14 protein-coding genes and 1 pseudogene are annotated in these 22373 nt (G+C 35.1%); 13 read left to right on the forward strand and 2 right to left on the reverse strand.

Translation table 11 applies throughout. The features are described from left to right. Positions 1-45: 45 nt before the first annotated feature. Entirely contained in the window at positions 46-1119 is a 1074-nt protein-coding gene (locus FHY47_RS10820) for a glycosyltransferase family 4 protein (protein WP_148630571.1), read from the reverse strand. A 293-nt stretch (positions 1120-1412) separates the two neighbouring features. Beyond that, on the reverse strand, positions 1413-2147 hold the full coding sequence (locus FHY47_RS10825) for a WecB/TagA/CpsF family glycosyltransferase (protein ID WP_148630573.1): 735 nt from the start codon (positions 2145-2147) through the stop codon (positions 1413-1415). Between the two features lie 374 nt (positions 2148-2521). Between FHY47_RS10825 and FHY47_RS10830 the strand changes: the two genes are divergently transcribed. The 13 genes and pseudogenes from FHY47_RS10830 to FHY47_RS10890 all read left to right on the forward strand — a co-directional run bounded on the left by FHY47_RS10830 (position 2522) and on the right by FHY47_RS10890 (position 22297). Beyond that, positions 2522-3940, forward strand: a complete 1419-nt coding sequence (locus tag FHY47_RS10830) for an MBOAT family O-acyltransferase (RefSeq protein WP_148630575.1) — start codon at positions 2522-2524, stop codon at positions 3938-3940. Positions 3941-3952: 12 nt separating this feature from the next. Next, on the forward strand, positions 3953-5128 hold the full coding sequence (locus tag FHY47_RS10835) for a DHHW family protein (RefSeq protein ID WP_148630577.1): 1176 nt from the start codon (positions 3953-3955) through the stop codon (positions 5126-5128). 394 nt (positions 5129-5522) lie between these two features. Further along, on the forward strand, positions 5523-7931 hold the full coding sequence (locus tag FHY47_RS10840; RefSeq protein ID WP_148630579.1) for a glucosaminidase domain-containing protein: 2409 nt from the start codon (positions 5523-5525) through the stop codon (positions 7929-7931). Positions 7932-8280: 349 nt separating this feature from the next. Further along, positions 8281-8997, forward strand: a complete 717-nt coding sequence (locus FHY47_RS10845) for an IspD/TarI family cytidylyltransferase (protein WP_148630580.1) — start codon at positions 8281-8283, stop codon at positions 8995-8997. Beyond that, positions 8990-10021 (forward strand): ribitol-5-phosphate dehydrogenase, encoded by a 1032-nt coding sequence (locus FHY47_RS10850; RefSeq protein ID WP_148630582.1) that lies wholly within the window; start codon positions 8990-8992, stop codon positions 10019-10021. Before FHY47_RS10845 ends, FHY47_RS10850 begins: the two co-directional genes overlap by 8 nt. A 32-nt stretch (positions 10022-10053) precedes the next feature. Continuing rightward, complete coding sequence (locus tag FHY47_RS10855) at positions 10054-11217, forward strand: CDP-glycerol glycerophosphotransferase family protein (protein ID WP_066106837.1); 1164 nt, start codon at positions 10054-10056, stop codon at positions 11215-11217. Between the two features lie 44 nt (positions 11218-11261). Further along, positions 11262-12449 (forward strand): CDP-glycerol glycerophosphotransferase family protein, encoded by a 1188-nt coding sequence (locus FHY47_RS10860; protein WP_148630583.1) that lies wholly within the window; start codon positions 11262-11264, stop codon positions 12447-12449. Further along, positions 12446-14818 carry a bifunctional glycosyltransferase/CDP-glycerol:glycerophosphate glycerophosphotransferase gene (locus tag FHY47_RS10865; protein WP_262366000.1) on the forward strand — a complete coding sequence of 791 codons (2373 nt, stop codon included), beginning with the start codon at positions 12446-12448 and terminating at the stop codon, positions 14816-14818. The genes FHY47_RS10860 and FHY47_RS10865 overlap by 4 nt, the downstream gene beginning before the upstream one ends. Before the next feature lie 265 nt (positions 14819-15083). After that, positions 15084-15482, forward strand: a complete 399-nt coding sequence (gene tagD / locus FHY47_RS10870) for a glycerol-3-phosphate cytidylyltransferase (RefSeq protein WP_066105967.1) — start codon at positions 15084-15086, stop codon at positions 15480-15482. Beyond that, positions 15475-16671 carry a CDP-glycerol glycerophosphotransferase family protein gene (locus FHY47_RS10875; protein WP_148630585.1) on the forward strand — a complete coding sequence of 399 codons (1197 nt, stop codon included), beginning with the start codon at positions 15475-15477 and terminating at the stop codon, positions 16669-16671. The genes tagD and FHY47_RS10875 overlap by 8 nt, the downstream gene beginning before the upstream one ends. Before the next feature lie 57 nt (positions 16672-16728). After that, the gene (locus FHY47_RS10880; RefSeq protein WP_066105973.1) at positions 16729-17535 is read left to right on the forward strand and encodes an ABC transporter permease; all 807 of its coding nucleotides are present in this window, start codon (positions 16729-16731) and stop codon (positions 17533-17535) included. Positions 17536-17553: 18 nt separating this feature from the next. Further along, positions 17554-18333 (forward strand): annotated as a pseudogene (tagH, locus tag FHY47_RS10885) (teichoic acids export ABC transporter ATP-binding subunit TagH); the annotation flags it as partial. Between the two features lie 601 nt (positions 18334-18934). Then, on the forward strand, positions 18935-22297 hold the full coding sequence (locus FHY47_RS10890) for an SH3 domain-containing protein (protein WP_148630586.1): 3363 nt from the start codon (positions 18935-18937) through the stop codon (positions 22295-22297). Positions 22298-22373 lie beyond the last annotated feature (76 nt).

The following is a 22373-nucleotide window of genomic DNA, read 5'->3' on the forward strand; positions in this document are numbered from 1 at the left end:
AAAAAAAGCTGCCATTAATTTGTATGGCAGCTTTATCAATTTCTATTATAATCTTTCCTTTGAATCAGCTGAACGTAATGCTAAAAGTTTGTGCAATGGTCTATGATTATCGCCAAGAAGGCCAATTCGTTCGACCATCAATTCAAGTGCTATAAGCAGAATAAAACTGAAGAATATTCCGCCCCATAGTGTGGCCATACTAAAGATGAAAGCGGCCAGTCCAAAGACAGCAGCCATTGCATAAATCATCAGTACAGTGGTTCTGTGGGAATAGCCTAATCGCAATAAGCAGTGGTGTAAATGAGACTTATCTGGCGCATGCAATGGTTTCTTCTGAAGGAACCTCCGTACCATTGCAAAAAACGTGTCAGAAATTGGTACACCTAATATTATAATCGGTATGATTAAGGAAATTACCGTAATATTTTTAAATCCTAATAGGGATAGTACTGATATCATAAATCCAAGGAACATAGCTCCTGTATCGCCCATGAATATTTTAGCTGGGTAGAAATTGAATTTCAAAAATCCTAATGTACTTCCAGCAAGAATTAAAGCAATCATGGCAACGAATATATCGCCAATTCTAAAGATCGCCATTGCGGAGATGGTTAATAAAGCTATTGTTGAAACACCTGCTGCCAATCCATCCAATCCGTCAATTAGGTTAATGGCATTCGTGATGCCTACAATCCAAATGACAGTGATTGGGATAGCCATAAATCCAAATTCAATCGTTTCCCCAAACGGTGTATTAATATAGTTAACCTGGATATCGCCGACAATAACAATAATTAAAGCGGCAGCAATTTGCCCGATTAACTTCACTTTTGCATCCAATTCATATTTATCATCAAATATACCAAGAATTAAAATGACAGCTGCACCCAAAAACATGGCTGAAAATGTGTCTGAACGGGCAATTTCCGGTGAAAAAATCGGAAGCGTTATAATAAAGCTGAGGAAAATTGCTAATCCGCCCATGCTTGGCATCACTTTTATGTGCACTTTTCTATTATTGGGAGCATCGGTTGCTCCAATTTTATGCGCTAATTTAATTACAAATGGGGTGATGAGTATGGTTAGGCATACGGCAACTAAAAAAGCTGCAATTAACAAATTGTCCACCCTCTATCTTATAAGTCTGAATATAAATACCCAATATGATTATTTTTAAACCAGATTGTAGTAAATATAGTAGATTGAAATGGTTGTATAAATATATCAACCTCAACTATCAATTATATACGGTTTATGTCAAAACCTCTACTAAAAATTGATTTCCCTCTAGTTATTTTACAAAATATGTAACTTTTAAACACCTAATTCTTAGTTAAATTTATAAAACAATGATAGAGAAGTGTAAGAAATTAACAAAACGAAAAGAAAGGGAATAATATTTCCCTTTCATCTCATTTAAGAAATTTATGTTTTAAAACTCTTAAAAGAAATAATGGTAGAACAAGCATCCGTTTCCAGCGGCTTGGCTGCTTGAGCAATCTATACAACCATTCAAGATTCAGCTTAATCCAAAATTCAGGTGCTCTTTTCAGTTTGCCGGAAAAAACATCAAAGCTTCCGCCAATACCAACGAAGAGTCCCTTATTAAATTTATCATAATGTCTGGTGATCCAGTTTTCCTGACGGGGAAAGCCCATGCCAAGTAAAACGAGATCGGGTTTTAAAGCGCTGATTTCCGTAGCAAATTGATTGTCATCTATATCAAAAAAGCCATGATGGTATCCAACTAATTCAACATTTGGATAGGATGCCTTGACTTTCTCGGCACAATTTTCAATTACTTCTGCTTCAGCTCCAAGCATATATATGCGTATAGGCCGTTTTGTATTCATTTTAAAAAATTCAAGCATCATATCATAGCCGGTTATTCTTTCTTTTAATGGTTTGTTGAGAATTTTAGAAGCCATAATAATGCCAACTCCATCAGGTGTGATATAGTCAGCTTGCATGATAATCTTACGGTAATCAGTGTGACTGCGTGCATACTCGACAATTTCAGGATTGGCAGTAACGATAAAGGTTTTTTCCTCTCTATCAATTCTATCCTTTATCTCCGAGTGAACAAACTCCTGCATTGTCGATGAGTGAAAAGGTATACCTTCTATATATATAATATTCTTCTTCATAAGTATTTCTGCCCTTCTAAAGATAATTCTTTTATATTTTACTTTACAGGAGATTAAAAAGGAAATTTCATTAAAAATCATCAATGTTAGTAAATGGCGGTAAACTAGAAGAAATTGTTATTTAGAGACTTGGCTAAGAGAGGAAGTATTACTTACTATGTGTCATTTATGGGACATTAGCAAGGAAAAGCGCCTCATTATTTAGCTACTTGGCATATCAAAAGGGTGAATATAGCGAGCTAAGAGAGTAAGGCTAATGCTATACGAAGGTATATGTAACATATTGGTATAATTATGTGTATTCTAATCTCGTTAAATATGATATGATTTTTTTTGGTTTTTATTTTATTGCCAAGATAAAGAGAGGTAAGCACATGTTATTCAGTTCGACTGTTTTTTTATTCTTATTCCTACCACTAGTTTTAATTTTATACTTTTTGGTTCGGCCAGGACTGAAGAATATCGTACTGCTGGCTGCTAGTTTGTTTTTTTATGCGTGGGGTGAACCTAAATTTGTAATCATTATGATTATATCCATTATAATGAATTATCTTTTTGCCTTATTTGTAGACGCTAAAAGAGACAAAAAGACTCAGGTTAAATGGATAATGGGAATTATGGTTGCGTGCAACCTATTATTATTAGGAGTTTTTAAATATGCCAACTTCCTTGTGGATAGCATAAATGAGATTCTTCATACTACTATTTCAATTCCGACTATTCCATTACCAATCGGTATATCTTTCTTCACTTTCCAAGCAATGAGCTATGTAATAGATGTTTATCGAAGAGATGGGGATGTGCAAAAAAACCCTCTTAATATGGCTCTATATATTGCTTTGTTCCCACAATTGATTGCCGGACCTATTGTTCGCTATCAAACAGTGGCAGATCAGATTAAAGTAAGGTTTGAAAACTTCGATAAATTTTCAGAAGGTGTAAAAAGATTCATTATCGGATTGGCAAAAAAAATGTTGCTAGCTAATAACTGTGGGTTAGTAGCTGATCAAATATTTGCCTTGCATCCTTCGGAAATGTCAACTGGGCTAGCTTGGATTGGAATTATTGCCTATTCATTGCAAATCTACTTCGACTTTTCAGGATACTCGGATATGGCTATTGGATTAGGGAAAATGTTTGGTTTTGAATTCCTTGAGAACTTTAACTATCCATATATTTCAAAGTCCATTGCTGAATTTTGGAGAAGATGGCATATATCTTTAGGATCATGGTTTAGGGACTACTTGTATATCCCGCTGGGTGGAAATAGAAACGGCAATCTAACGACATATAGGAATCTTTTAATTGTTTGGTTTGCCACAGGATTATGGCATGGTGCGAGCTGGACCTTTATAGCTTGGGGATTATATTACGGTTTATTTATTATGATGGAGAGAGCATTTCTTGGAAAACTATTGAAAAGGATTCCAGTTTTCCTGCAACATGTATATTCCTTGATTATTGTAGTTATTGGTTGGGTTTTCTTCCGATCAGAAACTTTTGATTATGCATTTGCTTATATACAGACCATGTTTGGCTTTAATGGTATAGGCCTATGGGATCTTCAAGCGAAATATTATACCTTTGAATTTGGCATCATTATTTTAATGGCTATTATAGCTGCAACACCTATATTTAAATTAATACAAGAGAAAGCAGTGTTTACATCATCTAAAATGATGATTGGCGGCAGAGAAACGTTGTCAGCTGTCTATTATGTAACTATATTTGTCCTATCAGTTACCTATGTTGTTTCAAATACTTTTAACCCATTTATTTATTTCCGCTTTTAAAGGAGTAATCGCATGGAAAAAAAAGCAAGTCAATATTTTATAGCAATATTTTTCTTATGTTTGATTTCTATTTTTGGTATATGGTCTTTGTTAGACCAGGATCGTGTGAGTTCAGAAATGGAAGGAAGAACTTTAGAGAAGCGACCTGATTTAAATGTAGAGACTTTGACCTCCGGCGAATATTTCAGCAGGTTTGAGGATTATTATAATGATAATTTCCCTTTACGTAATCATTGGATAGAAACCAATTCACTTGTCAGTCATAAAGTTTTTGGACAACGTCTTTTTAAGGATGTTTATATGAACAATGATGGATATCTAATTAGCACTGTGGCGCCGGATAATACGGATGAATCCATTACACATGTAAATAAGAAGATCAATGACTTCGCTGCTGGATTAAAGGAAAAAGGTGTACCTGTCTATTTTGCGCTGGCTCCTAATAAGACAACGATAATGGAGCATCAATTGCCGGATTATATAGAGAGTAATGCTAATAAGCTGTCTGATGAATTATCCAAAGGTTTTTCTGCTGATGTAAATTTTCTTGATTTGAGATCGGCTATTCAGCCGCATATGAATGAAAAAGATATGTATTTTTATACTGACCATCATTGGAAGCCTAAGGCAGCCTACTATGCTTACAGTGAAATCATAACAAATATGAATGAACGATTGGCTGATATTGGACAACCTTTACCGATGTCAGCCTATAGTTGGAAGGAGGATACTACCTCTTTTTATGGTTCTGAAGCGAGGAAGGTAGGCAAAAGCAATATTTCCAAAGTAGACACGATTACGGTAGTGGAGAAAAAAGCAAAAGAAAAACCGCTTGAAATATCCTATAGGGGTAAAAGTAATCAGCCTCTTTTTAATGAAGAGGTATTAAAAAAAGAAGATGTATATACGAATCGATATGTTAGTTATTTCTCTGGAGATGTGCCAGAAGGGATTATTCGAAATCCTAACGTGCAAAATGGCAAAAGGGTATTAGTCCTTAAAGATTCTTATGCTAATGCGATGATCCAATTTTTCCCTTCCCATTTTGAGGAAACCAGAGTTTTGGATTTAAGGCACTATAAGCATATGACTGTTAAGGAATATATCAATAAAAATGATATTGATGCGGTGGTATTCGTTCACAACATTAATTCTATCCTTATTACACCTCAGTTTTTAGATTTTTGATTTACTGATTCTAAACGTAAAAAAGAAGCTTGAGCTATGACGCTCGGCTTCTTTTTGTTTATGAAAAGTATTATCGGAGTAGGGAGATTGCTTAGTATTTATGAAATTTCATAGAGAAAACTTTACTTAAATATTTTAAAAACCAAAATAGTCTTAATATGTTATTTTTCGACAAATTTTGCTAAAAAGGGTACAAATTATATTGGTAGTTTGTTAAAATATGACTAGTTTAGTATATGCGTATTTTTGGATTTAATATCCTATTATAAGGGTTAAAAGTAATTTGATTGATAGAAAAGGAGGATTGTTTACTATACTTTCAGGATGTGAAGCAGAAATACATACGAGCTAAACTATTTACTCAACCTGAGAAATTAATATAGAAGGAGATATAATGACAGCTATAAAAAAAATACCTATATATTTAGTTATTCTGAGTATGGTTATTTCATTACTGCCTTATCAGGTGCTGGCAACTGTAACCGAGGAGATAACTAAGGATACTGAAGGAGTTACGGCTACCATATTCACAGAAGAAGAGAGTGGTACTGTAAATCTTTATAAGGAAAATAATCAAGAGAGCGAGATTCTGACTCAGTTACAAAACAATACGGAAGTAACTGTGATAAATGAAGATGATGAAAGCTTTTTTCTTGTCGAATATAGCATTCCAGAAAAGAGTGAGATATGGAAGGGTTATATAGAAAAATCAAATATTAAATTACCTGCTCAAGAAATGCAGGATGATGAAATTCAGAAAGAAAATCCTCAAGTAGAAAAACCGCAAGTAAAAGAACCCAATGTAGACCAACTTCCATCCGAGGAAGAAATGGTTGAAGAAGAAGTTCCATCCAATCAGGAAGAGGACAAACCAATTGCTGAAGAACAACAAACTGTAGAGCAGAACCCAGTAGTTGAAGAGGAACAACCAGAAGAACAGCAGACAAGCAATAATCAGAGTAAACTGGCAGTAGCAGCTAGTTCTGCTGTCTACGAGGGTGTCACACTAAATGCCACAAGAGTTTATTCCACTCCATCTACGAGTGCCAATGTTCTTAGAACCTATTCAAAAGGCACAGTGCTTAAATTTTATATACATTCAACAGAATGGTACTGGTCTAATATTACTGTAAATGGTAAATTAACTAAGATTTATATAAACAAAAAAGATATTGAACAAGCTACGGACAACCCCGTAAGAGGTGAGGGAGTTGCACTAAAAACCTCAACTAATATGTATGCATCACCAACAACAGATGGGAAGGTTCTTAGAACTTATGCTTCTGGTACCATACTGAAATTCTATACCTATACTTCAGGATGGTATAAATCTAATATCACGGTCAACGGAAAACTGACAACGATTTATATTAATAAGAATGACATAGAACTTCCGACAAGTAACCCCGTAAGAGGCGAGGGAGTTGCTGTAAAAAATCCTACTAATGTGTATGCGTCACCATCAACAGGCGGTAAGGTTCTCCGGACTTATCCGGCAGGAACCGTATTAAAGTATTATACCTATACAACAGGGTGGTACCGTTCAAACATCACCATTAAAGGGAACTTGACGACAATCTATATTAAAAAGAGTGATATAGAGCAGCCTGTTGCTAACCCGACAAAAGGTGAGGGGATTGCACTGAAGGAACCAACTAATGTGTATTCTGCACCATCAAGAGATGCAAATGTATTAAGAAGATACTCTTCCGGTACCATTTTAAAATACTATGATTATACTACTAATTGGTATAAATCAACTATCACAGTAAATGGAAAAGCAACAACTATTTATATTAATAAAGCAGATATAGAGCAAGCCGATAGACAATCTGCAGTCTTGCAGGGAATCGCAAAAACATCACCAACAAATGTTTACCAATTACCATCAACTAACTCTAAAGTTTTACGGAAATATAATAAAGGAACAATATTAAAATATTACGATTACAGTCCAAATTGGTATGTGACCGGGATAACGGTAAATGGCAAGTATCAGGATATTTACATTCGTAAGGTTGATGTAAGTGCTGAACAGTTAAGTCAGTACTCCATTACTTTAGATCAAGCAGTAGCAATGCAGATGAGGCTGACGGATCCCCCGCCGCAAACAGATACTACCGGGGTCTTATCGAAATATACGAATTTTATAACCTCAATAGAGAGAGCTTCAGATCCAGGTTTTTTTGATGCAACTGCTGAGCAGGTGCGTTATTATATGGATCCAAAGAATTTCTCTGCGGCCTCTACTAGCTTTTATCAGTTCTTAGTTCTGTCTTCTCCGGCAGGAACTAATGCGACAGAAGTTAACAATACAATTTTGAAGGGCAGAGGAGTATTGGCTGGTAAGGCATCCTCCTTTATACAGGCTGCTAAGACGCATAATATTAACGAAGTGTATTTAATAAGCCATTCATTATTGGAAACTGGAAATGGGACTAGTCCGTTGGCAACAGGAATCAAGTATAATGGCGTTACGGTGTACAATGTATACGGCATTGGAGCTTTTGATGGAGATGCTAATAATAAAGGTGCAGAGTATGCTTATAATCAAGGATGGACGACTATAGAAAAAGCCATTGTAGGCGGTGCGGCATTTGTATCGAAGAATTACATTCACGCTGGACAAAATACTCTTTATAAAATGAGATGGAATCCAGACGGAATGATTAAATACGGATATGCTACGCATCAATATGCATCTGATGTTGGCTGGGCTGTCAAACAAACAAGAAAAATGGCTGAAATGTATGCCAGCTTAACGCAATATAACTTACTATACGATGTACCGGTTTATCGATAAAGTGGTAGTTTAATATGAATATCAAAACCTCCAATACTAGTTATTTAACCTGCTTATATTTCAGCCTGGTGGTAACTGGTTTGGAGGTTTTTGTTTAGCGTGTTCCTTTTCTTTAACCTGCTTGGTAATAGTTAAATGTGTTTATGCATGTCAAAGGACATAAGTTATATGGTATGGTAATTAGTATAGTAATGAATAAAGTGTGTCGATTTAGAGGGGCTAGCAGGGGCATACTTGAAAAGGTACTAGAAAAAGTGTATAGTTTACATGGATTTTTATAACGTAATCTAATGGTGAAATTTAATCTTTTTTGTCATATATTGAATTTAAAAAGAAATGAGGTAAGGTCATGATTTATGCAGAAATATTAGCAGGTGGTAAAGGCACTCGTATGGGTAATACGAATATGCCTAAGCAGTATTTACCTTTAAATAATAAGCCCATCATCATCCATACAATTGAAAAATTTATGCTAAATGATCGCTTCGATAAAATTTTGGTCGTTACACCTAAAGAATGGATTAACCATACTAAAGATATCATCAGAAAATTTATCGGTGAAAATAACCTTATTGTAGTAGTAGAAGGCGGTAAAGACCGAAACGAATCCATTATGAGTGGTATTCGATATATAGAGGAGACATTTGGGATCAATGACGATGATGTCATTATTACTCATGACTCTGTACGTCCATTTTTAACTCATCGGATTATTGAAGAGAACATTGATGCCAGTCTTAAATATGGTGCGGTTGATACAGTAATTGAAGCAATAGATACAATCATCCAATCAGAGGATGGAGAAGTTATTTCAGACATCCCAGTCCGTGATACCATGTATCAGGGGCAAACTCCACAAAGCTTTAATATCAAAATGTTGACTGAACACTATAACTCTTTAACAGATGAGCAAAAACGAATATTAACAGATGCTTGTAAAATCTGTGCATTAAAAGGCGAAAAAGTTAAGATCGTTAAAGGCGAAGTGTTTAATATTAAGGTTACTACTCCATATGATTTGAAAGTGGCGAATGCTATTATACAGGGGCGAATAAATAATGATTAATCAGGTATATAGACTTGTATCTCCTAGGCAATTTGAAGTAGCTTATAATGATCGTTCACTACAGTACCATGAAGATTTTGTTGTAGTTAGACCAACGCATCTATCTATTTGTGCTGCTGACCAACGATACTATACTGGATCTCGAGGGAAAGAAGCAATGGCGAAAAAGCTGCCAATGGCTTTAATCCACGAAGCTATAGGTAAGGTCGTCTACGATCCTAAGGGTGAAATTAAGAATGGTACAATGGTCGTTATGATACCTAACACACCGACAGAGCAAGATGAAGTAATTGGTGAGAACTACTTGCGTTCCAGCAAATTCCGTTCAAGTGGCTATGATGGATTCATGCAGGATTATGTCTTTATGGGACGGGACCGCATTGTTGAATTACCAGAAGGAATTGACCCGTATGTTGTTGCATTTACGGAATTGATGACCATTACAACTCATGTTTTATCCAGATTTGAGAGTCGGTCTCATAAACGCCGCAATGTATTTGGCGTATGGGGAGATGGAAACCTTGGGTTCATTACGACTCTATTCCTTAAAAAAATGTACAAAGACTGCAAAGTTATTATTTTCGGTAAAACCGGATATAAATTGGACAACTTCTCCTTCGTGGATGAAGTTTATACAATTGATGAAATCCCGGAAGATTTGAGAATTGATCATGCATTTGAATGTGTTGGTGGGAAAGGAAGCCAATATGCGATTGACCAGATGATCGACCACCTTCATCCGGAAGGTTCTATATCTCTAATGGGGGTATCTGAGTTCCCAGTTGAGGTTAATACAAGAATGATTTTGGAAAAAGGAATCACACTAATTGGAAGCAGCCGCAGCGGACGTGAAGATTTTGTGAGAACAGTAAACTTTCTAAAAGAAAACCCGGATGTTGTTGACTATTTGGGTACTTTAGTTGGAGAAGTGCAAGAGGTTAAAACAATTGGGGATATTTTATCTGCATTTGAAAAGGATCTGACTTCTTCTTGGGGTAAGACAGTTATGGAATGGAAAATATAATTTTTAAATATTGGAAGGCAGGAAGGCAAAGTATGAAGCATTTGAAGATGATACCTACGTTATTAACAAAGTATAGTATTCAATTTGCTTATGCTTTGTCTTCTCTTTTTTTTAAGGTTGATCCAAATAAAATAACCATTGCTACGTATCGTTCTAATGAATTGGAAGGTAATTTATCCTACATAGCAAACGAAATAGATCGAAATGATCCGCGGAAAAAAAGGTTTGTTCTGGCGAAAAAGTTTAATAGCTCTATTGGAGGGAAAGTCTCTTATTTCTTTCATCTAATCCGGGCAAGTTTTCATTTAGCGACTTCGCGCTTTTTTATTGTAGATGATTTTTATTTTCCTATATACGTAGTTAAACCGCGAAATGGTTCTGAATTTGTACAGCTTTGGCATGCTGCCGGAGCCTTTAAAAAGTTTGGCTGGAGTACAATCGGTAAGGATTTTGGACCCAGCGAGGATTATTTAAAGACAGTCAAGGTACACTCCAATTACTCCAGAGTTTATGTCAGTTCTGAAAAAGTAATACCAGCTTATGCTGAAGCTTTTAATATGCCTGAAGAACAAATATTTCCCTTGGGAGTACCGAGAACGGATTATTTTTATAATCATGAAGAGCATAAAAAGCTTAGGATTCGTTTTTATCAGCAATATCCACAGTTGGATGGAAAGAAATTAATTTTATACGCCCCCACTTTCCGTGGTAAAAGCCATTATCAGGAAGAGTTTACTATGCCTGTAGATTTGGAATTGATGAGGAAAAAACTTGGTGATGAATATGCTTTTATTATTCATTTACATCCCTATATGAAATTACATTTAAGTGGTATTGAACAATATAGTGATTTCGTAATCCACATGAAAAAGGGATATAATATTCAAGAGTTATTAGTTTTAGCAGACATTTTAGTTACGGATTATTCTTCTGTTATTTTTGATTATAGTCTGTTGAAGCGTCCTATCGCTTTTATAGCGGATGATTTGGAAGAGTATTTAAAAGAGAGGGATTTTTATTATCCGTATCTTGACTTTATACCTGGCCCATTTTTTACAGAAACTTTGCCGTTAGCTAATTGGATTAAAGAAAAGGGCTATAATATTACTAAAATTGAGGAATTTCAGCAGGAGTTCTTTGATTATACAGATGGAAGAGCCAGCGAAAGAATTGTAAAACACTTATTGAGCAAGTAAAGAAAAATAAAGCGTGTATAAGTTAGTTTTATAGATAAAAGTGAGTGATCTATTTGGAGAAATCAAATTTACTTCTAAGAATAACATCAAAATTCAAAGAGAATAAGGGGAGAATTTTTAATCGATTTTTCTCTACCTATGTATTTAGATTTTGTTATCGGGTATTTACTATCTTGCCAATTAATAAAAAGAAAATCTTATTTGCCTCAGATAGTCGAACAAAAATGGAGGGTAATTTTCGTTTTGTATTTGATGAATTGCAAAGGCAAAATAAAGGTTTCACTTATAGATATATGTTAAAAGAGGGGACATCAGCAAAGAAAACCTGTAAGGAAATTCTGAAGCTATCCTATGATTTAGCAACATCGAAATACATCTTACTTGATGATTTTTACCCAATGGTATACCCATTGAAAATCAGAGAAGGCGCTGAGCTGATTCAGCTTTGGCATGCAGTAGGAGCATTTAAAAAATTCGGGTTTAGCCGTGTTGGTTTGCCGGGAGGCCCTGATCCGGATTCGTTAAACCATAAAAACTATACTAAAGCAATTGTCAGTTCCAAAAATGTCGCAAAGCATTATGCTGAAGGATTTGGAATTGAAGAAAGTAAAGTTGTCGCTACAGGCATTCCCAGAACTGATATATTTTCTGATCAGGAATATAAAACTAAGAAGAGAAGTGAGCTTTATGAGCAATATCCTTTTCTTAAAGATAAGAAGGTTATTTTATTTGCACCAACCTTTCGGGGGCCTGGGCAACAATCTGCTTATTACCCGTTGGAATATCTGAATCTGGATAAAATTTATCAGGCATTTCATGATGAATATATATTCTTGTTTAAGATTCACCCATTTGTTAAGGAAAAATGGGAGATACCGCTTAAGTATAGTTCTTTTTTTTATGATTTCTCATTTTATAGTGAGATCAATGACTTATTGTTGATTACAGATCTTCTGATTACAGACTATTCATCTGTATGTTTTGAATATGCATTATTGGATAAACCTATGATTTTCTATGCTCCAGACATGGAAGAATATACGTCAGAAAGAGATTTTTATTATGACTATCAATCATTTATTCCAGGTCCTCTGGTTAGAACTGAGGAAGAATTGATTAGTACGATAAAAAGCAGGCAGTTTCATACAGAAAAGCTAGATGCGTTTAGAGAGTACTTTTTTGATGATATCGATGGGAAATCCAGCGAACGAGTTGTCGATTTATTAAAATGATGAATATTAAAACAGAAAAACAACTACTAAGAGGGGTTAAAGTCAATATGGATACTAAACAAATTGAGGGTGTAAATAATAGAGAAATTAAAGTGAGTATCATTACACCCGTCTACAATGTTGAAGAATATTTGCGGGAAACATTAGATTCATTAGTCAATCAAACCCTATCACCGATAGAAATCATTATGATAGATGATGGATCTACTGATCGCAGCCCGGAGATTATTGAGGAATACAGTCAGAGATATTCCAATATCATTTTTGTGAAGCAAGAGAATTCCGGTCCTGGTGCAGCCCGTAATAATGGGTTAAAAGTAGCCCGAGGCGAGTATATCAGTTTTGTGGATTCAGATGACATACTGCCGCTTGATGCGTTAGAAAGTATGTACAAAGCTGCTCTTGATAAGAACTCAGCTATCGTGCTTGGAGCATCCCTGAGCTTTAATAAAACAGAGACTTGGTTTATTGGCAGCCACTATAATAATAAAGTGTATGAAAAAGGTGAGAAGAACTTAATTGCTAATCAAGAATTACTATATTCTTTGGGGCCATGCAATAAGATTTATCGCCGTGACATCGTAAAGGATATATCCTTCCCATCAGGAATAAAGGTAACGGAAGATCAGCCATTTGTTATTGAAGCTTATCTACGAGCCGGTGCTGATATTTATACGATTGATAAAGTGATCTATAATTATCGTTCCAGAGAAGACGAGGATAATCTATCTTTATCACAAACTGTACGTGTCAATTCAGTTAGTGTCCTGAAAGACATTATGAATAGTATGTCTATATCTGATCCTTTATGGGAGAAATATATTGACAACGAAGTGTCACGTTTTCATGTTAAGAAATTTTATTACAATCGCTTGGTTTCTGCAGATATATGGCCGGCAATTCGTAATGCTGTGGATAGCAGAAATAGCGACATTGCAGTTCAAACCTTTAAAATTTTTAATGATTGGATAAAGAGTTTAGATAAGAATTTGTTTAATGAAATTCCAGCGCTTCATACGGTTATTTTTAAAAACTTAGTGAATCGATTTGATTTAATGGGATCTTCAGCAAGAAAAAGTTATAAGGAATGTTTGGATATTGCTTTTGATAAGATTTCTTTTAAAACTGAATCCAGGTTATTGAATTCCCCTTCTTTTAAAAGAACATTTATAGCAACCCAAAAAACAGATAGGCAGAACAGTTTCCTCCCTATCCAAATGTATGTGTATGGCAGAAAATATAAAAGGTTTAAGACTAAAGTAAAGACAGCTGCTGTAAGACGTATTGTCTTTCCGTTATCCGGATTTCTGCCTCTTCAAAATAAAATTACCTTTGCATCAAATAAGATGCCAAAGTTGCAGGATTCCTTTGAGTGTATTTATGATGAAATCGCGGAATCAAGACCTGGCTATAAAGTGGTAGGGTATTTTAAAAAGAAGAGATCCTGTAAGGAGTTTGCCAAATTATATTATGACATTGCTACTTCAAAATATGTCATTTTGGATGATTATTACCGTCCGCTATATAAATTAAAGGCCAGAAAAAGAACAGAAGTGATTCAAACTTGGCATGCTGCCGGTGCCTTTAAGAAATTTGGACACAGTGCGGTAGGCTATAGAGAAAGCAACACGGAAGAGTTTGAAAATGAAGCTCATGGTTCCTATACTAAAGTGGCTGTTACAAGTAAAGAAATAGTCCCTCACTATGCGGAAGCTTTTAATATACCAGAAGAAAATGTATATCCGGTAGGTCTTCCGAGAACAGATGTGTTTTTTGATACGGAAGGGATTGAATATATTAAACAAAAATATGAAGCGGTTTATCCGGCTTTACGTAATAAGAAAATCATTACGTATGCTCCAACCTTTAGAGGAGGTCCGGGAAAGCGAGCGAGCTTCAATATTCAGCTCGATTTAAAAAAAATGGCTGAAGAGCTATCGGATGAATATGTATTAGTATTGAAACTTCATCCATCTGTTACGAAAGGTATTGACATACCGAAAGAAGCAGAGGATTTTGTATTAAATTTAAGTAAGAATGATATCAATAATGTTCTATCTATTACAGATATATTAATAAGTGATTATTCATCAGTCATATTTGAATACGCATTGCTTGAAAGGCCGATGATTTTCTTTGCATACGATTTAGAGGATTATTTGGAGGATAGAGGTTTCTACTATGAGTACAAAGAATTTATCCCGGGCCCTCTTGCAGAGAAGACAGAACAAGTTATCTCTCTGATTCAACAAAACTCCTTCAACATTCAAAAGGTTAAAGCTTTTAAAGAACGATTCTTTGAAGACTTTGATGGAAAAGCATCCAAACGTTTTGTTGATACATTTATAAAACCAATTAAAAAATCATGATCGACCAGATCATGATTTCCTTTTTTTGTGAGATGAAATAAAGACTTAGACATGATATAAACATATATAACATAAAGAGGCGTTAACTTTATGTTACAAATAATACGTGTATACGATATAATTTAGATTGTATTCGACACAGGTTTGAAAGTTAGATGCATGAGTTATATAATTAAGAATAAGTTTTCATCTTGTTGTTGTATGATGCTCCGTTTTTTTGGGTCAGTTACCAGTTTGCTAATGAACTAGGTAAGGAGATGTAGAAATGAAAAAGATTATTACGTATGGCACCTTTGACTTATTACATGTCGGTCATATCAATATTTTACGAAGAGCCAAGGAAATGGGCGATTATTTAGTAGTGGGCTTGTCCACTGACGAGTTTAATAAGGCGAAAAATAAAAAAGCTTATCATAGCTATGAAAATAGAAAACTGATTTTGGAATCAATCGAATTTGTTGATGAAGTGATTCCGGAGGAAAATTGGGAACAGAAGATTAAAGATATTAAGGAACATGATATTGATGTTTTTGTCATGGGTGATGATTGGGAAGGTCATTTTGACTTTCTAAAAGAGCACTGCCAGGTCGTTTACTTGCCAAGAACAATCGGTATTTCAACATCTCAAATCAAAAAAGACTTATTTAAGGTGAAAAATGGTTAAAGATCTTGTTATTCAGTTGTATTTGTTGATTTTTAAAATCGTATTTAATATTTTTAATTTATTTCCTATCCAAAATAAAGTAGCATTTATTGTATCTTTTGGTGATAACACTCAGTATGTATATGAAGAAATGCGTCGAAAACATATTGCTTTTGACGTGGTTTTTTTATGTAAGGGGACAAGCTATAAAAGATTTCAGCAATATGAGGATGCTACTATAGCACTGATTGAAAATAAAAATCCGATTGATTTCATTCAATCTATTTATCATTTGGCGACATCTCGTTATGTATTTGTTGATAATTATTATGGTTTTTTGGCTGCCACTGACTTTAGACCGGGAGTGGAATGTATTCAGCTTTGGCATGCCTCAGGAGCTATCAAAAAATTTGGCTTGGAAGATGCCTCTGTTCAAAACAGGTCTGAAAAAGCTGTAAAACGTTTTAAAGATGTTTATAAACGTTTTAACAAAGTAGTAGTTGGTTCTGATATTATGGGAACTTACTTCATGAATGCATTTAATTTAAAGGGAGAAAATATCCTTAGAACTGGTATCCCCCGAACTGACTTTTTTTATAATCAGGCTGAAAAAGAAAGTGTATTCAATCAATTGACTAACGAGAACAGATTGCTCTGGGATAAAAAAGTAATATTATATGCGCCTACTTATCGTGATAACGAATTGGATAAATTTCAGTTAGAATTAGATTTAAAAAGATTATACGATGAATTGCATAACGATTATGTCGTTATGTTACGTTTGCATCCAGCTATTAAGGATATTCCGGACTATTCAAAAATCTATCCCAATTTTGTCCTGAATTATTCTAAACCAAAGTACGATATTAATGAATTATTGGTGGTTGCGGATATTTTAATAACAGACTATTCCTCTATATCATACGAGTTTTCATTATTAAAGAAACCGATGATATTCTTTGCCTATGATTTAGTTGAATACACAAAAGATAGAGGACTTTGGGAACAATATGAAAAAATGGTTCCAGGACCAGTAGTAAACAATACAGAGGCGATTATTGACCTCATTAAAGAGAACAGCTTTGATATGGACATGATTGAAGAGTATGCAAATAAATGGAATAAGTATTCAAAAGGACATTCCAGCGAAAACTTAATTTCATATTTGTTTGATGAAAAAACAATACTATCCAAACAGAGAGCGCTGTAAGACTCTTTGCATTACATGTATCTGTTGTAAAATAGTGGGGAAGGATATTCAGAATTTATGAAGTCTATGTTTACGGTCATACAAGAACAAATACGTTCATTTTATTTAATAAAACGATTGTCTGTATTTGAATTAAAAAGTGCTAATAATAGTAACTATTTAGGAATCATGTGGGAATTCTTAAATCCCTTGATTCAAATAGGAGTATATTGGGTTGTATTCGGGATGGGAATCCGGGGAGGCAGAGAAATTGGGGACGTGCCATTTATCTACTGGATGCTATCCGGAATTTCATTGTGGTTCTTTGCCAATCCAGCCATTATGGATGGAACAAAATCGATTTATACGAGGATTAATTTTATCTCTAAAATGAGTTTTCCTATGAGTGCGATTCCTTCATATGTCATTATGTCGAAATTTTATCAGCATATTGTCATCGTGATTATTGTTTCTATCATTTTGCAGTTTGGTGGTTTCCCTATTTCGTTGTATTATCTACAGCTGCCTTACTTTATGATTGCGGCTATCATTCTGTTTTTTGCTGTTACACTCGTTACCTCCACGTTGGCTACCATTGTCCGTGATGTAGTGATGATTGTCCAAGCCATCATGAGGATGCTGATTTATTTAACCCCTATCTTGTGGGTTTCAAATAGTTTGCCAGGATTTTTACAAATGATTATTAAATTTAATCCACTTACGTATCTAGTGGAGGGGTATCGTGCAGCGATGTTAGGCCAGTCCTGGTACTTTATTGAGCATGCAGACTATACGTTATACTTTTGGGGAGTAACGATTGTGTTACTCATGATTGGATCAGCGCTTCATTTGAAATTTAGAAATCATTTTGTGGATTATTTGTAAAATGGAGTGAGGTCTACTATGGAAACAGTTATTGTAAAAAATGTTTATAAAAGATACAAAATGCATAGCAAAACCTCCGATAAATTATTGGATATTCTTCTTCCGGGAGGATATGGAGATGATTTCTATGCACTTCAGGATATTAGTTTTACAGCAAGTAAGGGTGATGTTATTGGACTGATTGGAGTTAATGGATCAGGTAAATCAACATTATCCAATATTATTGCCGGTGTGGTACCTCCTACAATGGGTTCGGTTAAAACAGTTGGACAAACGTCTTTAATTGCCATTGCTTCCGGTTTAAATAACCAGCTGACTGGCCGTGAAAATATTGAGTTGAAATGCTTAATGCTGGGTTTCAATAAAAAGCAAATTCAGGAATTGGAGCCGGAAATTATTGAATTTGCGGATATAGGCAAGTTTATTGATCAGCCTGTTAAGAAATATTCCAGCGGGATGAAATCAAGACTTGGTTTTGCGATTTCTGTAACCGTCGATCCTGATATTCTGATTATTGACGAAGCATTATCAGTAGGTGACCAGGCTTTTGCTGAGAAATCCAAAAAGAAAATGTACAGCTTCCGAGACCAGGGGAAAACAATCTTCTTTGTTAGCCATGCGATCGGACAAATAAAGGATTTCTGTAATAAAGCTTTATGGCTTGAATATGGAGAAATAAAAGATTTTGGTACAGTGGAAGATGTTGTTCCAAAATATGAGAAATTCTTAAAAGAATACAGAGCTATGACTCCAGCTCAACAAAAAGCATTTAGAGAAGCTGCTATTAAAAAACAAAGCAGCATGACGATCACATCGAAATAAAATACATGAAATTTAATTTTCATCAACAGGCTATCATCACAGGATGATAGCCTGTTTGCGCTTTTTAAACTAAATTTGAAGATGGATACTGAAAATGACTAAGGAAAGAACACGTATTTTCGGATTAGAGAAAGAAAAAGTAATGAATAAGTTTAGAAGAACTGTGAGAAAGTTTGATATAAATGGGTAAGCTTTCACGCCCAGGATTTCTAAAATAAATTAAATTAGCTATAAATATGATGGATTTAATTACTCATGGTTATATTTATTAAATACCAAAAAACAGGAATGCTAATAACCCATAAAATTAGAGTGTTAGTATATATATGAAATCTATTTAAATAAAAAAGGAAAATAATTATTTTAATAAGTTGATTGCTGTTCTGTTCAGTAATCAACTTCTTTATTTTATTTAATTACCATAAAGTTATAATTCCGCAGATGCTAAAATTAGTTTAATATAATAAAATGATAAGTAATTAAAAGTTTAATATATTTATATAAAGTATCATTATTAGATATAAATATATTAAAATAATAGTTTTGTTTGATATTTCCATTTTAAAAGGAGATTTTTATGATTAAAAGAAATAAGCTGCCATTCAAGGTCATGGCAACATCCGTTCTTTTATCTACCGGACTGGTTTTGGGTGGTGGTGTTGGGCCAACAGGTAGTTTAACGGGTATACAAGTAGCTGAAGCGGCTGATACATATTATAAAACAACCGATAATTTGAATATGAGAAAGTCTGCAAGTACAAAGGCGCAAAAAATCACAACAATTCCAAAAGGAAAACAGGTTACTTACATATCTAAAAGTGGCAGCTGGTTTAAGGTGAAATACGGAACTAAAACTGGATTTGTCAGTTCGCAATATTTAACAAAGGTGACGGCGAGTTCAACAGTTTCATCTTCTGCTTCTGCCTCCACAACAAGTACTTCTGTATACACAACAACAGACAATTTACGTTTGCGTAAACAGGCATCAACCAGTTCAGCTACGTTATTGACCATCCCAAAAGGGAAAACAGTGACGTATGTATCTAAAAGCGGCAGCTGGTATAAGGTGAAATACTCATCAAAAACAGGATATGTTAGCTCCAAATATATAAAAGTTTCTAAAAAAACAAGTTCCTCAGCTTCTGCGTCTACGTCTACATCTACAACGATGAAGGCCACTAAATACAAAACGACAGAAAAATTAAACATGAGATCCAACGCATCAACGAGTGGTACACGGATCCTTACTATACCAAAGGATAAAGTCGTCACAGCCACGGCGAAATCTGGCTCCTGGTATAAGGTATCTTACGGTGGTAAGACCGGTTGGGTAAGCGGCTCGTATTTACAAGAATATAATCAAACTACGACGACAAGCACGAATTACTATAATACAAAGGCTGCAAGTTCCTTATATAGTGCTGCTAATACAAATAAAGCAGCTGTTTATTCCATTCCAAAGAATAATGTATTTACTTCTACGCAACAGGTCGTTAATAGTATTGGAGAAACCTGGTATCGAGTTTCCTATAAAGGAAAAAACTATTATATTCAATCCAGTTCAGTAAGTAAGGTGACTGCAGCCCAGGTTACGAGCACCTCCTATACGGCAAAGGAAGCTACTTATTTATATTCCTTTGCAGGAGCAACACACGGAACACTAGTTACCATTCCTAAGGGAGCTAAAATAACCACTAATTATCGAATTGGTGATTGGTATAAAACATCCTATGGCGGAAAAACAGGTTACATTGATTTGACTAAATTTACAAAAATAGTTGCTACTTCGGAAACATCGATTAAGGCTACAAAATATAAGGTTACGGCTAATTTAATTTTACGTAAGACAGCTTCCGATTCCGGTGCGAAATTAAATACAATCCCTGCGAATACTGTTGTCACAGCTACTGCAAAATCTGGCTCCTGGTACAAGGTCTCTTACAGTGGTCAGACCGGTTGGGTAAGCGGCTCGTATTTACAAGAATATAATCAAACTACGACGACAAGTACGACTTACTATAATACAAAGGCTGCAAGCTCCTTGTATAGTGCTCCTAATACAAATAAGGCAGCTGTTTATTCTATACCAAAGAATAATGTGTTCACTTCTACCCAACAGGTCGTGAATAGTATAGGAGAAACCTGGTATCGAGTTTCCTATAAAGGAAATAACTATTATATTCAATCTGGTTCAGTAAGTAAGGTAACAGCGGCGAACGTTACGAGTACGTCCTATACGGCAAAAGAAAAGACTTACTTGTATTCCTTTGCTGGAGCATCGCACGGAACTTTGGTTACTATTCCAGAGGGAGCTAAAATAACCACTGATTATCGAATTGGTGATTGGTATAAAACATCCTATGGCGGGAAAACAGGTTACATTGATTTGACTAAATTCACAAAAACAGTCTCTTCAACGACACCGTCTTTTACGGCTACGGAGTTTAAAACAACGGCTAATGTGAATTTACGTGAGACAGCATCTGCATCGGGTGCGAAATTGACTACAATACCTTTGAATACAGTAGTTACAGCTACAGAACAATCAGGTGATTGGTATAAAGTTACATACAATTGTTATACCGGCTGGGTAAGTGGTGCTTATTTGACAAAGTACACTAGCAGTACTGGTAATAACAGCTCAAATAGTAACAACGGAAATCAAACAACATTACCTAGTGGCACTGCTATAACTGAAACAACATATTTGCCAATCGGTGAATTGAATATCCGTGCTTCCGATTCAACTTCATCAGCTAAAGTTGGTTCAATCCCTAAATATACACAGGTGAAATCTACCTATAAAACAAGTAAGGGCTGGTACCGAGTGACATATGGTGGAGTAACAGGTTTTGTATCGGGAGAGTATTTAATCACAAAAGCGAATTACGATAAAATGAATTCTTATGAGGCAAATAAGAATTCCTATATGCATTTGGATTTACGTAAAAAATCCTCTGTAACAGCTGCACAAATTAATGCTTATATTGCTAAGCATGCAACATCAGCTAATAGCGTTCTCTACAATAAAGGCTCGGCATTTATTACAGCGGCTAATAAATATGGAGTGAATGCCCTCTATTTAGCAGCACATGCGATTCATGAAAGTAACTATGGAAAATCTACAATTGCGTTAGCAAAAAATAACTTGTTTGGTTTTGGATCCTATGACATTACGCCATTTGTAGGTTCAGTTAAATTTTCTTCTATTGAAGAGAATATTGCCTTTATTGCACAGGAAATGAAAGCCACCTATTTAAATCCATCTAACTGGAAGTACAAGGGGGCGACACTTGGATATACGATTAAGGACGCTAATGGAAATCGTATCACTGATTTAAGTAAGGGAATGAACTTTTACTATGCCAGTGATTCCGATTGGGGAAATAAGATTGCCAAACATATGTCTAACATCCTGTCTTATGGGAATGAGGGGGCAGTCAGCCAAAGTCCAAATACAACGGTTCCAGCCAAACCTAGCTATCCAAGCGGCAAGGATGTGTTCCCGACAGGTACAATCGCTGTTGCCAATTCTTCTATCAGTCTTAGAAACTCAAAAAGTAGTTCAGCGACTGTGGCTGCAACGATTAAGAAGGGTGAAACCTTTAATCTACTGGAAAAATGGAATGATTATTGGCTAACAATCAGTTATAAAGGCAAAACGTATTATACAAATACGGTTAGTCTGAGCACCTATAATCAATATATGACCGTGAAAAATTTAGCGCGAGTCAATGGTGCGAGCACGTTGAATGTCCGCACGTCAGCTAATGCGGAGTCAGCTACAGTGGGAACTTTAAAAAACCATCAATATGTCGAACTTGTGGTAGATTCTAGCAATAATCCAATCACTAGTAGCGGATGGTATAAGGTTAAGTTATCTAATGGCACAGTTGGCTGGGCATCAGTTTCTTATTTAGCAAGAGAATTAAATAAATAGAATTTAGGAAAAGAGGTTGTTGACCATGTCAACAACCTCTTTTTTCATTAAGTAAGCCATTAGTTATAGCGAATAC

Source organism: Bacillus sp. E214 (assembly GCF_008087365.1).
GTDB lineage: Bacteria > Bacillota > Bacilli > Bacillales > Pradoshiaceae > Pradoshia.